Origin of the sequence: Mordavella massiliensis (assembly GCF_016902415.1) — a bacterium.
Taxonomy (GTDB): Bacteria; Bacillota; Clostridia; order Lachnospirales; family Lachnospiraceae; genus Merdimonas; species Merdimonas faecigallinarum.
In genome coordinates this window covers 1-13,801 of sequence record NZ_JACJLV010000015.1, presented here as the reverse complement: position 1 = coordinate 13,801, position 13,801 = coordinate 1, and the positions used below count along the sequence as shown (strand labels likewise).

At 50.4% G+C, this 13,801-nt stretch carries 12 protein-coding genes; all 12 read left to right on the top strand.

Features of this window, described 5'->3' with window-relative positions; translation table 11 throughout:
- The first annotated feature begins 95 nt into the window (after positions 1-95).
- On the top strand, positions 96-1,085 hold the full coding sequence (gene mreB, locus H6A13_RS06095; protein WP_204908729.1) for a rod shape-determining protein: 990 nt from the start codon (positions 96-98) through the stop codon (positions 1,083-1,085).
- A complete protein-coding gene (recD2, locus tag H6A13_RS06090; protein WP_204908728.1) occupies positions 1,085-3,295 on the top strand; it encodes an SF1B family DNA helicase RecD2 in 2,211 nt (736 codons plus the stop codon). Before mreB ends, recD2 begins: the two co-directional genes overlap by 1 nt.
- A gap of 39 nt (positions 3,296-3,334) precedes the next feature.
- Entirely contained in the window at positions 3,335-4,078 is a 744-nt protein-coding gene (locus H6A13_RS06085; RefSeq protein ID WP_204908727.1) for a ComF family protein, read from the top strand.
- A 58-nt stretch (positions 4,079-4,136) separates the two neighbouring features.
- Positions 4,137-4,556 carry a hypothetical protein gene (locus tag H6A13_RS06080; RefSeq protein WP_204908726.1) on the top strand — a complete coding sequence of 140 codons (420 nt, stop codon included), beginning with the start codon at positions 4,137-4,139 and terminating at the stop codon, positions 4,554-4,556.
- Positions 4,557-4,581: 25 nt separating this feature from the next.
- On the top strand, positions 4,582-5,631 hold the full coding sequence (locus H6A13_RS06075; protein WP_204908725.1) for a hypothetical protein: 1,050 nt from the start codon (positions 4,582-4,584) through the stop codon (positions 5,629-5,631).
- 69 nt (positions 5,632-5,700) lie between these two features.
- On the top strand, positions 5,701-6,585 hold the full coding sequence (cdaA, locus tag H6A13_RS06070; protein WP_204908724.1) for a diadenylate cyclase CdaA: 885 nt from the start codon (positions 5,701-5,703) through the stop codon (positions 6,583-6,585).
- The gene (locus tag H6A13_RS06065) at positions 6,563-7,858 is read left to right on the top strand and encodes a CdaR family protein (RefSeq protein ID WP_204908723.1); all 1,296 of its coding nucleotides are present in this window, start codon (positions 6,563-6,565) and stop codon (positions 7,856-7,858) included. Before cdaA ends, H6A13_RS06065 begins: the two co-directional genes overlap by 23 nt.
- A 16-nt stretch (positions 7,859-7,874) precedes the next feature.
- On the top strand, positions 7,875-8,138 hold the full coding sequence (locus H6A13_RS06060) for an HPr family phosphocarrier protein (protein ID WP_204908722.1): 264 nt from the start codon (positions 7,875-7,877) through the stop codon (positions 8,136-8,138).
- 214 nt (positions 8,139-8,352) lie between these two features.
- Positions 8,353-11,364, top strand: coding sequence for a glucosaminidase domain-containing protein (locus H6A13_RS06055; protein WP_204908721.1), 3,012 nt, complete (start codon positions 8,353-8,355; stop codon positions 11,362-11,364).
- 164 nt (positions 11,365-11,528) lie between these two features.
- A complete protein-coding gene (locus H6A13_RS06050; RefSeq protein ID WP_204908720.1) occupies positions 11,529-12,620 on the top strand; it encodes an InlB B-repeat-containing protein in 1,092 nt (363 codons plus the stop codon).
- Between the two features lie 284 nt (positions 12,621-12,904).
- A complete protein-coding gene (locus H6A13_RS13545; protein ID WP_420827218.1) occupies positions 12,905-13,165 on the top strand; it encodes a DUF6978 family protein in 261 nt (86 codons plus the stop codon).
- Positions 13,162-13,801 (top strand): DUF1828 domain-containing protein (locus tag H6A13_RS06045; RefSeq protein ID WP_204908719.1); only part of this gene is annotated, 640 nt, incomplete at its 3' end. The genes H6A13_RS13545 and H6A13_RS06045, both read left to right, overlap by 4 nt.

Sequence of the window (13,801 nt, the reverse complement as noted above, 5' to 3'; positions counted from 1 at the left end):
TAAGGAAATAAGTCTTTCCATTTTTCGGAAATTTGATTATAATGGTACGTGCACAAAAGAGAGCGAGACAGTATGATGACGAAAGGGGAATAAGGATGTCAGCAGATATAGGGATCGATCTGGGAACTGCCAGCGTCCTGGTTTATGTCAAAGGAAAAGGCGTGATCTTAAAAGAACCTTCCGTGGTTGCCTACGACCGGGATTCGAACGCGATCAAGGCGATCGGGGAGGAGGCCCGGCTGATGCTGGGAAGGACGCCGGGAAATATCATCGCGGTGCGTCCTCTGCGCCAGGGTGTCATTTCGGATTATACCGTTACGGAAAAGATGATCAAATATTTCGTCCAGAAGGCTCTGGGGAAACGTACCTTTAAGAAGCCCCGCATCAGCATCTGCGTGCCAAGCGGCGTCACCGAGGTAGAGAGAAAAGCGGTGGAGGAAGCAGCGTACGCAGCCGGGGCCAGAGAAGTGAATCTGATCGAGGAACCGGTGGCTGCGGCCATTGGAGCAGGGATCGATATCTCCAAGCCCTGCGGCAATATGATCGTAGACATCGGCGGCGGCACGTCGGATATTGCAGTGATCTCCCTTGGCGGCACGGTGGTGAACACCTCCCTGAAGCTGGCTGGAGACGATTTTGACGAGGCCATCGTCCGGTTTATGCGGAAAAAACACAACCTGCTGATCGGGGAGAGGACCGCAGAAGACATTAAGATCAAGATCGGCACCACCTATCCGCTGATCGATGAGGAGTCCATGGAAGTCCGGGGAAGAAATCTGGTTACCGGCCTTCCCAAGACCGTGACCGTTACCTCATCCGAGACAGAGGAAGCCTTAAGAGAGCCTACCGGACAGATCGTGGAGGCGGTCATCAGTGTTCTGGAACGCACGCCGCCGGAATTGTCCGCGGATATCCTGGACCGGGGGATCATGCTCACCGGAGGAGGCTCCATGCTTCGGGGACTGGAAGAATTGATCGAAGAACGGACAGGCATTAATACCATGACGGCAGAAGAACCGATGCAGGTGGTTGCCATCGGCACCGGGCAGTTTGTAGAATTTTCAGGCGGGCGGAAAGAGTACTGATGGATAAGATCAAAGGATATGTAGAACACATTGTATTCCGCAATGACGATAACGGATATACAGTATTTCATCTGAATAACGACGATGGAGAAGTGACCTGCGTGGGAAATTTCCACTTCATCGAGGAAGGCGAGCTGCTGGAGATGGAGGGGGAGTATACCACGCATAAACTTTATGGTCTTCAGTTTTCTGTGAAGACCTCTCAGGTGTGCGAACCGGAGGATCTGGTTTCGATCGAGCGGTATCTGGGCTCCGGCGCCATCAAAGGCGTGGGGGCGGCCCTGGCCGGTCGGATCGTTAAAAAGTTCAAAGAAGACACGTTCCGCATCATCGAAGAAGAGCCGGAGCGTCTGGCGGAGATCAAAGGGATCAGCGAACGGAAGGCACGGGAGATCGCCGTACAGGCGGAGGAAAAAAAGGATATGCGCCAGGCCATGCTGTACCTGCAGAAATATGGTATTTCCGCCACCCTTGCGGCAAAGATCTATCAGCATTACGGGCGGAACATCTACCGGGTGATCGAGGAAAACCCCTACCGGCTGGCTGATGATGTGGCGGGCGTCGGTTTTAAGACCGCCGATGAGATCGCGGCCAAAGTAGGGATCCACACCGATTCGGATTACCGGATCCGCAGCGGTATCTTTTATACCCTGATGCAGAGCATTGCAGAGGGGCACATCTATTTACTGCAGGACGCCCTTTTATGGCGGGCCGGCAGGCTTCTGGAAGTAGAGATCAGCCATATTGAAAATTACCTGATGGACCTGGCCATGGAAAGAAAGATCGTGGTAAAAGAGGCAGAAGACGGCGTCCGGGTCTATGCATCCCATTTTTATTACATGGAGCTGCAGACTGCAAAAATGCTCCATGACCTGAATGTGTCTCAGACGGTTCCTGAAGACCTGCTTCTGGAGCGTCTGGAAAAAATCGAAGATCACACCGGACTGTGCCTGGACGAGATGCAAAAAAAGGCAGTGACTGAAGCGGTAAAACGGGGGATCCTGGTGCTGACCGGAGGACCGGGAACCGGAAAGACCACCACCATCAATGCCATGATCCGTTTCTTTGAAAGCGAGGGCATGACGATCCTTCTGGCCGCGCCTACCGGAAGAGCGGCCAAACGGATGACAGAGGCCACCGGATATGAGGCGTCCACCATCCACCGGCTTCTGGAAGTAAGCGGAGGCCCGGAGGGCGAAGGAGAAGGCGGGTTCCAGAGAAATGAAGAAAATCCCCTGGATACAGACGTCCTCATCATTGACGAGGTGTCCATGGTGGATCTGCCCCTGATGAACGCGCTTCTCAAAGCCGTGCTGCCCGGCACCCGGCTGATCCTGGTGGGAGACCAGAACCAGCTGCCCAGCGTGGGACCCGGAAGCGTCCTTAAGGATATCATTGAATCCGGCTGCTTCCCTGTGGTGATGCTGACCAAGATCTTCCGGCAGGCAGGCGAAAGTGACATCGTGGTAAACGCCCACAAGATCAACCGGGGAGAACCGGTGGTTCTGGACAATCAGAGCCGGGATTTCTTTTTCCTGAAACGGCAGGAGGCAGACGTGATCATCAGCGTCATCCTGACCCTGATCCAGAAAAAACTGCCTTCATACGTGGAGGCAGACACCTATGATATTCAGGTGCTCACCCCCATGCGTAAAGGCCTTCTGGGCGTGGAGCGTCTGAACAAGATCCTGCAGCAGTACCTGAACCCGCCCGCTCCGGAAAAACAGGAGAGAGAATGGGGCGAGCACCTGTTCCGGGAGGGGGATAAGGTGATGCAGATCAAAAATAATTACCAGCTGGAGTGGGAGATCCGGACCAGATACGGCCTGACCATTGACAAAGGGCAGGGGATTTTCAATGGGGACATGGGAGTGATCCGGGAGATCAACCCCTATCAGGAAACCATTACCGTAGAATACGACGAACACCGGCAGGTGACTTACCCCTACAGTCTGGCCGACGAACTGGAACTGGCCTACGCCATCACCGTACATAAGGCCCAGGGAAGCGAATATCCGGCTGTGGTGATCCCGCTGCTGAAAGGTCCCAGACAGTTGTATCACCGGAACCTTCTTTATACCGCTGTGACCCGGGCAAAAAAATGTGTCACTCTTGTAGGAAGCGAGGCTGTTTTTCAGGAAATGATCCAGAACAACCAGGATCAGAAACGCAACACCAGCCTTGCCGAGCGGATCCGGGAATTCCAGTAATCCGAAGATCCGCGCCATTCATTTGGAAAGATGTAAAATATGAAAAAAATATGGAATCACGTGGCGGAGATCTCCGGAAAGGCGGCTGCCTTTCTTGCTGAGCTTCTGTGGCCGGAAATCTGCCCGTTCTGCGGAAAAGCCAGCCGGCAGGGCATCTGCCCGGCATGCCGCAAAGCCGTGGACCGGCTGGTCATCCGGGAGCCCCGGTGTATGCAGTGCGGCAGGCCGGTCCGTTCTCCGGAACAGGAATACTGCCGGGACTGCATGGAGGTCCGCCGTTCTTTTGATCAGGGAGTAAGTCTCTGGCTTCACAAAAAGCCGGTGCCCTGGTCTGTCTATCAGTTCAAGTATCACAATCAGCGTAGATTTTCCCATTTTTATGCAGAAGAAATGAGCAAAGGATTCGGGCAGCAGATTGCCAGGTGGAGGCCGGATCTGCTCGTTCCCGTCCCCCTTCATAAAAAGCGTCTCCGAAAGAGAGGCTTTAATCAGGCTGCCCTCCTGGCAGAGGATCTGAGCCGGCGCCTGGGGATCTCTGCGGACAAAGAGGCCCTTGTAAGAACCCGGGATACGACCGCCCAGAAACGGCTGGGAAGGCAGGACCGGAGAAGAAATATCACAGGTGCATTTACCGTTTCAAAAAACTTCCGGCCGGTCCGGACCGTACTCCTCGTCGACGATATCTACACCACCGGAAATACCATGGATGCGGCCGCAAAAGCACTCAGGGCGGCAGGCGTTCAAAAAGTCTACTTTTTAACGATAAGTATTGGACAAGGATAAGGATATTTGTTATACTGAAAATGATGTTTAGAAGTCAGTAAGACATTTGAGGTGTATTATGTTAGATGAGAGAAAAGTGAAACTGATGACCCGGCTGGCCTTATATGAGGAGACAGAAGGGAAGGAAGATTTTAAGATCAGCGCGTACTACCGCAAGGATTATGTCAGCCTTCACATGCTGTGCGCCTTTATCTGGGTGACCATCGGCTACATCTGTGTGGTGGCCATGGCAGTGCTGGCAGGTCTTGACAGTCTTCTGGGCCATATGTCCATGGCGGTTATGGTACTCATGGGCGGCATGGCGGTCGTAGGCTGGCTGGCTGTGGTGATCATTTACCTGATGATCGCCAGTCATATTTACAATAAGAAGCATAAAAACTCCAGACAAAGAGTGAAGAAGTACAATCATGACCTGACCCGTCTTCTGAAGATGTACGGCAGAAATGATTCGCAGGATTCACAGGATTTACAGGAATAGATGAAGAGAAAAAGGAGATAGACAAATGGATACAATCTATGTATATCGTGAAAAAATACAGGAGCTGTACGCCCGGCATTCCAGGATCATCAATAAAACGGGACAGTTCATTCTGGCGCTGGCGGCGTTTGCCCTCATCAATCACAATGTGGGATTCATGGACGCGCTGGCTTCGCCGGTAGCTGCGCTGGGACTGGCGATTATCTGTACCTTCCTGCCGCTTGGGTTTACCGTACTGGCGGCAACGGTGCTGATCCTGGCCCACATGTTTGCCGTATCTCTGGGAATTCTGATAGTAACAGCGCTAGTATTTCTGGTACTGTATATCTTTTATCTCAGGCTCACGCCGAAGATGGCGCTTCTGGTCCTTCTGACCCCGCTGGCATTTTTCCTGAAGATCCCCTACGTGATCCCGGTTGCCTGCGGCCTGGTGCTTTCTCCGGTCAGCGTTATCGCCATGACCTGCGGAACGATCGTATTTTACCTGCTGGAATATGTGCGGGAAAATGTTTCCTCGCTGGAAGGGAGCGCAGATCTGATGACACAGATCCCCGGCTGCCTCAAGCAGGTGTTCCAGAATAAAGAAATGTGGATCGTGATCGCCGCATTTATCATCTGCTGCTTTGTCGTATATACCCTGCGCCGCCAGGCGATGGACCATGCATGGAAGATCGCGATCGTAGCAGGCGCGGTAGCCAATATCATCGTGATCGCCGTGGGCGACATTGCCTTTGGCGTACATACTTCCTACGGCCCGATGATCGCCGGAAGTATCGCGGCAGTCGTGATCGGACTGGTTCTGGAACTTTTCTTCTTTACCGTAGATTATGCAAGAAGCGAGAATCTTCAGTACGAAGATGACGAATACTATTATTATGTGAAAGCAGTTCCAAAGATCTCCGTTGCTGCTCCTGAGAAAACGGTGAAACGCATCAACGAACGGCAGGAGACCGAGATCATTGATGCGGAAGAGGTCCGCAGACAGGCAAAGAAGAGACGGCACATGAAGGATCAGGACGTAGACAATATGCTTCTGACCCGGAGCCTGAAAGAGGAATTTAAGAAAGATAAATAAGCAAGATTCATCAAGATCAGTCAGTAAGTTCAATAAACAGGAACGATCAGCAGAAAGAGGGGTGAAAAGATGGGACACATGATCAGGGGAATTCTGGACCGGTATGCGCTGGATTTCTATTTTCCCAGCATACAGGTGACAGATGTTATCGAAGTGCTCATTCTGACTTTTCTGATCTACCAGATCATCGTCTGGATTAAAAATACCAAAGCCTGGATGCTGCTGCGGGGAATCCTCGTTCTTGCAGTGTTCATCCTTCTTGCGGTTATTTTTAATATGCATACCATTCTGTTTATTGCCGAGAATCTGGTGACCGTCATGGCAACGGCGGCCATCGTGGTTTTCCAGCCGGAACTTAGGAGAGGTCTGGAGAAACTGGGAGAACGGAAATTCCTGGTATCTGTGGTGCCCTTTGAGGGAAATAAAGAGAAGGCGAATTTCAGCGAGGAGACCAGGGAAGGCATGATCCGCGCCTCCTATGCCATGGGCAGAGTGAAGACGGGCGCGCTGATCGTGGTGGAACAGGCCATCCGGCTGACAGAATATGAAAGTACCGGCATCCAGCTGGACTGTCTGGTGTCCAGCCAGGTGCTGATCAACATTTTTGAGCATAATACTCCGCTGCATGACGGAGCCATTATCGTGCGCGGAGACAGGATCGTGTCCGCTACCTGCTATCTGCCCCTTTCGGATAACATGAGTATCAGCAAGGATCTGGGAACCAGACACCGGGCGGCTCTTGGCATGAGTGAGGTCAGCGACGCGCTGGTCATCGTGGTGTCAGAGGAAACCGGCGCCGTTTCTGCGGCCCTTGGCGGGAAACTTTACCGTGACATCAAAGAAGACGAGCTGCGGAAGATGCTGACGGAGATCCAGGCACCGAAAAAAGAAGAAGGAAAACTGCATAAGTTTTGGAAAGGAAGGCGCAAGAATGAGAAAAGAACTGATGAATAATCTCGGCCTTAAGATATTAGCCTTCCTGGCCGCAGTTACCCTGTGGTTCCTGGTGGTGAATATCGATAATCCGGTCACAGACCGCACATTTACAGATATCCCGGTAACGGTGGTAAACGATGATATCGTGACGGCCAGCAACCGCACGTACCAGATCCTGGACGGAACCCAGCAGGTGAACGTGACGGTTACCGCCACAAGGCAGGAGCTGAGCCGGATCACAGCGGATGATATCCATGCTGTGGCAGATATGCGGGAACTGACCCTCGGCACCCAGGTGCCGATCAAGGTGACCATAGAAGGACACAGCTACGAGGAAGCTTATTCGACTCCACGGAATCTTCAGGTGAAGATCGAGGAAGAGGCCAGAAATAACTTCCCGATCACTCCGACCACCATCGGAACCGTGCGGGAAGGCTATGTGATCGGCAACCTGCGGGCGGATCCGGAGGGCGTGACCATCCGCGGACCAAAGAGCGTGCTCAACAGCATCAACAGAGTCTGCGCGGAAGTAGACGTATCCGGACTGTCAGAAAATGCAGAGCTGGAAGCAAACCTGATCTTATACGATGTAAATAATAACGTGATCGACCAGACACTTCTGGTAAACAATCTGGGAGACGAAGGAGTATCCGTAGAAGTAGAACTCTATCAGACCAAAAATGTGCCGATCGACATCGATACATCCGGCATCTCGGCGGCAGAAGGATACAGCATCGGCGAGATCAGCTGCGAGCCGCAGGAGGTGCTGCTGTCCGGCGATGAAGACGCCATGAAAGAACTGGACGAGATCCAGATCCCGGAGAGCGAACTGGAACTGGCAGGGCTGACCGAAAGAACAGAACGCACCGTAGATATCACGAAATACCTTCCGGACGGCGTGACACTGGTAGATCCAAACGCCAACAACGTCGTAGTGACGATCCCGGTCAACCAGCCGGGAGCCCAGGTATTCGAAGTGTCCACCAACTCCATCGTAGTCAGCAACCTGGCCAGCAACCTGGAAGTAAGCTACGGGACCACCGTAGATCTGGAACTGCAGATCCGGGGACCGGAAGAAACCCTTCAGAGCCTGACACTGGCAAAGAAGGTGTCCATAGACCTGAAAAACTACACCAGCACAGGCACCTATACCGTGCCGCTGAACGTAGATCTGCCGGAAGACTGTACACTGGCAAGCGAAGCCGATGTAGAGATCATCCTGCGGCAGAAGTCAAACAGCACAGAAGACGAGAACGGCAGGAACAACGCCGTTCAGAAACAGACAGAATAATACAGGAGGTTCGATCATGCTTCGGCAAACAGTGACCATCACAAATCCAACCGGACTGCATCTGCGCCCTGCAGGAATCTTCTGCAATGTGGCCAGCAGATACAAATGCCGCGTAACCTTTGAGTACGATGACGTGTCCGCCAACGCCAAAAGCGTGCTGAGCGTGCTCGGCGCGTGCATCAAGATGGGGGACGAGATCACCCTGGTGTGCGAAGGCGAAGACGAAGAAGAAGCCATGGCGGCCATGCTGGAAGCCGTCAGAGACGGGCTCGGGGAATGATTGTTAAGTTGCTAACAGGGGACGTAGACCTTTTGCAAAGGTCTACGTCCCCAATTGCATTTTACGGTGTCCCAAATCGGCAATCAGGGTGTACCCGTTACAGGAAGTTGTTGGAAATTTTCATACAATAATTGCATATTCTGTCAATCTATGTTATGTTTAAGCTGTATCGGTATCTTTATTATTCAATAAGGGGAAAGAAAAGGAGGAGTGAGTGAATAAGATACGAAAATTGCTGATACCGGCTCTTTTCTTCTGCCTGACCATTTCAGGTGCGGCAGTGTTCGAGAGCCATGCAGAAGAAACGCAAGGGGAGCAGGCGTCTGCAGGATCAGCATTACAGGATGAGAACCCTCAGCGTCTCGAAGAAGTTACCGGAATGGACGAGAACGGTAATATCTACGAGGTGGATGATTCAGAGGGTACGGTACAGCAGCCGAAAATGCGATTATTCTCAAGAACGTCGAGTATTCAGGTTGTAAATTTCCGGACAAAGGGAAATGCAACCACCAGTTACAAAGAATACCACACCGGCGTCGCCGGATATACCAACGGCGCATATGGTGCGGATGCGGCATACCTGGGAACCTATGACGGGAAAGTCAGATTCATGCTTTCCGGCGTTGTAGGCGAGGTGGCGGCAAGTGAGGTACAGGTCATCAACCTGTCTGATGCGAAGTCTTACAGCTGTTATAAAGTATCAAATGGAAAGCTTCTGCATTATGTTACTCAGGACATGACCACACCGGGACATGCGACGACTCTTGACAACGGAAATGCTCCATCATATCTGTCGAGTGGAACCACTTATTACAGTTATGACGGGCATTATTTTTATACAGATTATGCAGTGATGCTGGATGATTACCGGAGTGAAACACGCTCCCATTCGGTGAATCCAGACAGTCCCTACTATAATTATTTTCAGTATTTGCCGCTGCGAAGCGAAACCAGCTATAGTGCGGCAGATCTGAACGGGATGATTAATCCCAGAGCCGGATCATCTTCGAAGATGTATAATGTCGGTGACTTCCTGATTTCCGGGCAGAACACTTCTGGTGTCAACGCCATGATTATGGCATGTATCGGAGCAAACGAAAGCGGCTGGGGAAAGAGTTCTATTGCTATGGAAAAGAACAATCTATTCGGCCTGAATGCGGTTGATACTTCACCGGGTACCAGTGCTTCTACCTATGCAAGTCCGCAGGAATGTATCCGCCAGTATGCGGACGGATGGATGTCCAGAGGATATCTGTTCCCCAACGACTGGAGATACAAAGGCGGTTTTCTCGGGAATAAGGGCAGCGGTATCAATGTAAGCTATGCCTCGGATCCATACTGGGGTGAAAGAAACGCGAATCTGCTCTGGTCCCTGGACCGTAACGCAGGCATGAGAGATGCTTACAAATATTCCCTGGGAATCAAAGACACGGTTAATACCAGTCATAACAATGTAAATGTTCGAAATGCTGCCAGTGCATCCGGAACATTGCTTTATAAGACCGGAGGATGGGCAAATTACGCAGTGTTGATCCAGAACACCATAGCAGAGAACGGATTTTACCGGATCCAGAGTGACGCTGTGTTAAATGGAGACCGCAGCAGCGTAGTCGAAAAACAGGGCAATTATAATTATGACCAGATGTATGCTTACATATCTGCAGATTATGTATCTGTAGTGAGCCAGGGCGCCAATGTCGAAGTAAAGAAAGAATTATCTTCCATCGAGATCAAACAGGCGCCGGCAAAAACATCCTACACCGCAGGAGAAAATTTTGATCCCGCCGGTATTTCCGTAGCTGCAAAATGGAGCGATGGGTCGGAAACAGACGTAACGAAAGACGTCACCTACAGTGCGGGAACCATGCAGACCGGCATGACCAGTGTTACGGTCAGCTACACAGCAGAAAATGTTACCAAAACAGCAGAGCAGGCTGTCACCGTAACAGAACCGGCAACCGTGGAATCCGTTGCTGTAAATCCGGCCGAAGCAAAACTGCAGCCGGGAGAAGGCCTGACCTTTGGCGTGGCTGTGACCGGTACCGGAGATTTCTCTAAAGAAGTGACCTGGAGCGTTGCCGGAGCCGTAAGCGCAGACACCAAAATTGACGAAAACGGAAAACTGGAAATCGGAGCAGATGAGACGGCACAGACATTGACGGTTACCGTAACATCAGCTGCAGATCCGGCAAAGAAAGCCGAGGCAGTCGTTACCGTAGTTCCGGTGGAAGAGCCGACAGAACCCGTTGAGCCGACAGAACCTGTTGAGCCGACAGAGCCTGGCGAGCCGACAGAACCGGAGACACCAGAGGTATCAGAACCTGTCATAGAAACAGTAAAGGATGAGACGACTGGCATTTCGGTTAAAGGCGAACTGGATCAGGGCACAACAGTAGCCGTAAATCAGGTGGCGGAGGAATCCGAACAGTATGCCGTTTATACAGAGCCGGTGAAAGGCCATACCATTCTTGGCGTATATGATATTACTATCAGCCAGGAACTGGAAGAAGGCCAGAGCGTAGAACTCGCCTTCCCGATAGATAAAGCATATGAGGGACAGAAAATTATCGTCCTTCATTATACAGAAAAAGACGGGGAGGCTTTCATGGAGACCTATGATCCGGACGTAAAAGACGGACAGGCGGTTATCGAGACGACAGGATTTTCACCGTACGTGGTGGCGCTGAACGATCCACCGGCAGAAGAGCCGGATAACAGTGAGCCCAACCCGCCGGCAGAAGAACCGGATAATAGCCAGCCAAATCCACCGGCAGAAGAACCGGATAATAGCCAGCCCAACCCGCCGGTAAATAATGGCGGCACCGGCGCTGGCGGAAATAGTAACTCTGCAGTTACCGATACGAATCAGCCGAATTCCCCTTCGGATGATCAGAACCAGTCTGGAAATACAAGCCAGAACGGACAAAACCAGACAGGAAACACAACACAGAATAATCAGAATCAATCTGGAAACACGACACAGAACAATCAGAATCAGACAGGAAATCTGATACAGAATAACGGCCAGAACAGCCAGACAACAGATTCTGGAAAAGATTCACAGACACCATCTGCGGCGCCTTCCGGTGATACAAAAACCACCGATACAAAAGCAGCGCCAAAGACAGGCGACGAGAGCCCTATCGGACTCTGGATCGTAATGATGCTGCTGGCAGTGAGCGGTGTTGGATATTGGGTGTATGAAAAAAGAAAGTCTGTGAGGTAACGTTTGGGACGTAGACCTTTTGCAAAGGTCTACGTCCCAAATTGCGTTTTACGGTGTCCCAAATCGGCAATCAGGGTGTACCCAACAGAATAAAATGTGTCAATATGCCACTTTTATTTGTCGCAACTTCCGCTTATAATAGAAGAAAAGCGAGGTGGGAAGTTATGGAAATGGTGCTTGGATTATCGAGATCAGAGATTGATATTGAAGAGATACGGAAAAGGATCTGCTATATCCTGCTGGCGGTATTGCTTATCATTAGTCTTGCCTTTACGGCGGAAAGTTTTGAGAATGTAGTGGCAGTGGATACGAAAGATTCCTGGAGTGTGCGGGAGAGAGCGGATGTGCTTCCGGATGTCGCGGGAAACAGTCTTGCGATCGAGGATGTGCTGACGGCTGTCAACCTGGCGAAAGCGCTGAATCTTCCGGAAGAAAACCTGCTGGTTGAGGCGGGATCAATGACGGCGGAGCCGGCTGTAACGCCGGCGCCAGCGAAGACATCATCTGCAGAGGCAATATCGGCAGTAACAGCGCCGACGGCAACAGCGCCAACGGTGACAACACCAGATGCAGTTGTTCCGGATGTGATAACCCCAACGGAAGATATTACGACACCGGGCGTTACGGACACGCCTGGAACCACAGTTGTACCGGACGCTACGGATACGCCTGGAACCACAGATACGCCGGGAGCTGCAGTGATTCCGGAGACGTTGACTATCCATTTGAACGGTAACGGCGGCGAACCGGCGCTTTCCACTATGACAGAATCCATGGATGCGGTTTCGGCAGAGGGATGGAGTGTGCCGTTCCGGCCTGGCAAGGTGTTTGACGGCTGGTATTTGGATGCGGGATGTACTGTTCCATTTACAGGAGTGAACCCGGAAGATTATGCAGGTGCGGATGCTGCGGTGCTGGAAGTATACGCCGGCTGGCGGGAACTGGACGGGTTTGCCTGTAATGATGCCGGACATATCATTTCCTGTGCCGGCGGAAGCGTGATAGACGGAATCTTTGCGCTGCCGTCAGATGCGGCCTGTACCGGGATCGAAGCCGGAGCACTGAGTTCGGTAGCCGGTCTGATCACGGAAGTCTATATTCCGGCCAACATCACTTACATTGGACCGGGTGCATTCGATGGACTGGGAAGTCTGATGTATATCGAGGCTGCGCCGGGGAATCCGAATTACTACAGCGTGGGCGGCGTGCTGTATACCATGAGCGGAGAAGTAGTAGCAGCGCCGGTGTGGTTTTAAGAAGATATCACTGAGTGACGGGTGGATTTAGCTGATGTGTTTGGGGAGCATTTCTGCATTTATATTCGCAGAAATGCTCCCCGATTTTAATGGAATAGTTTCATACTTTAATGAAATCTATGTTGGCAATATAAAAATACAGATAAAGTAATATTCAACTCAATCAGAATATGATATGATTGATAAAAGCTCAAAGGATGATGCGGATATGACAAACTCAGATTTTGACAAACTGATGGCATTGACAAAAATATTTGTAAAGGACAATATTGATTTGCCGGGAAATGGTGAATTCGAAATTCTTTGACCGGGTTGATATAGATTCACCACCACATCGTAATCCGGATGGAACTATGACTTCCAGAAATCATATACATATTTACCGGGAAACGGATCATGATACGGGAAATCTTCCATGGGCATATGACCTGGAAACAATTATGCCTGTAAAGCTGGACCAGGGTGGTATTGATTTTATGACCGTTTTTTTAAGGTTCTGTGAGTATTGCAATATATCTATAGATAATGTGCAGGGTGTGATATGATGAAAGCAAAGACAGATATGGATTTTGGGAAAATATATGTAGAGTGGTTAAAACAAAATATTGATCAGTTTAGAGTGAATGAAACAACATCTCGCATGACGTTGCCTTTTTTGGATCGGAATAACGATCATATAGAAATGTACATTATTAATAACGGAAATGAGACATATACCATAACCGATGATGGAGCAACGATAGGAGACCTGCAGTTGGGCGGATTTGATTTTTCTGGCAGTACCAGAAGAAAAATGATTCTGGAGTCTATTATATCAGCATATGGAGTAACAAAAACAGATGATGGTGAACTGACGGTGAATTGTACTGATGGTGATCTTCCGTTAAAAAAACACATGCTGGCACAATGTATGATTAAAGTCAGTGATATGTTTTATCTGTCAAGAAGCAATATCCAGGCGGTGTTCTTAGAGGATGTACAAAAATTCTTTGATTTACATGATGTGCGGTATATTGACAATATCTGCCTTACAGGGAAAAGTAAACTGACAACACATTATGATTTTGCAATTGCCAGATCGCATAAGTCAACTGAAAGATTTATTAAGGTTGTAAATAATATGGATCTAAATGCGGCGCGGAATATTATATTTGCATGGAATGACACCAGAGATATGAGGC

What these genes read in the sequence shown, in the direction of transcription:
- H6A13_RS06075 (WP_204908725.1), top strand. Translation starts at nt 4,582, where the DNA reads ATGGATACAATCTATGTATATCGTGAAAAAATACAGGAGCTGTACGCC.
- H6A13_RS13545 (WP_420827218.1), top strand. Translation starts at nt 12,905, where the DNA reads ATGGTGAATTCGAAATTCTTTGACCGGGTTGATATAGATTCACCACCA.
- H6A13_RS06080 (WP_204908726.1), top strand. Translation starts at nt 4,137, where the DNA reads ATGTTAGATGAGAGAAAAGTGAAACTGATGACCCGGCTGGCCTTATAT.
- H6A13_RS06060 (WP_204908722.1), top strand. Translation starts at nt 7,875, where the DNA reads ATGCTTCGGCAAACAGTGACCATCACAAATCCAACCGGACTGCATCTG.
- cdaA (WP_204908724.1), top strand. Translation starts at nt 5,701, where the DNA reads ATGGGACACATGATCAGGGGAATTCTGGACCGGTATGCGCTGGATTTC.
- mreB (WP_204908729.1), top strand. Translation starts at nt 96, where the DNA reads ATGTCAGCAGATATAGGGATCGATCTGGGAACTGCCAGCGTCCTGGTT.
- recD2 (WP_204908728.1), top strand. Translation starts at nt 1,085, where the DNA reads ATGGATAAGATCAAAGGATATGTAGAACACATTGTATTCCGCAATGAC.
- H6A13_RS06050 (WP_204908720.1), top strand. Translation starts at nt 11,529, where the DNA reads ATGGAAATGGTGCTTGGATTATCGAGATCAGAGATTGATATTGAAGAG.
- H6A13_RS06065 (WP_204908723.1), top strand. Translation starts at nt 6,563, where the DNA reads ATGAGAAAAGAACTGATGAATAATCTCGGCCTTAAGATATTAGCCTTC.
- H6A13_RS06085 (WP_204908727.1), top strand. Translation starts at nt 3,335, where the DNA reads ATGAAAAAAATATGGAATCACGTGGCGGAGATCTCCGGAAAGGCGGCT.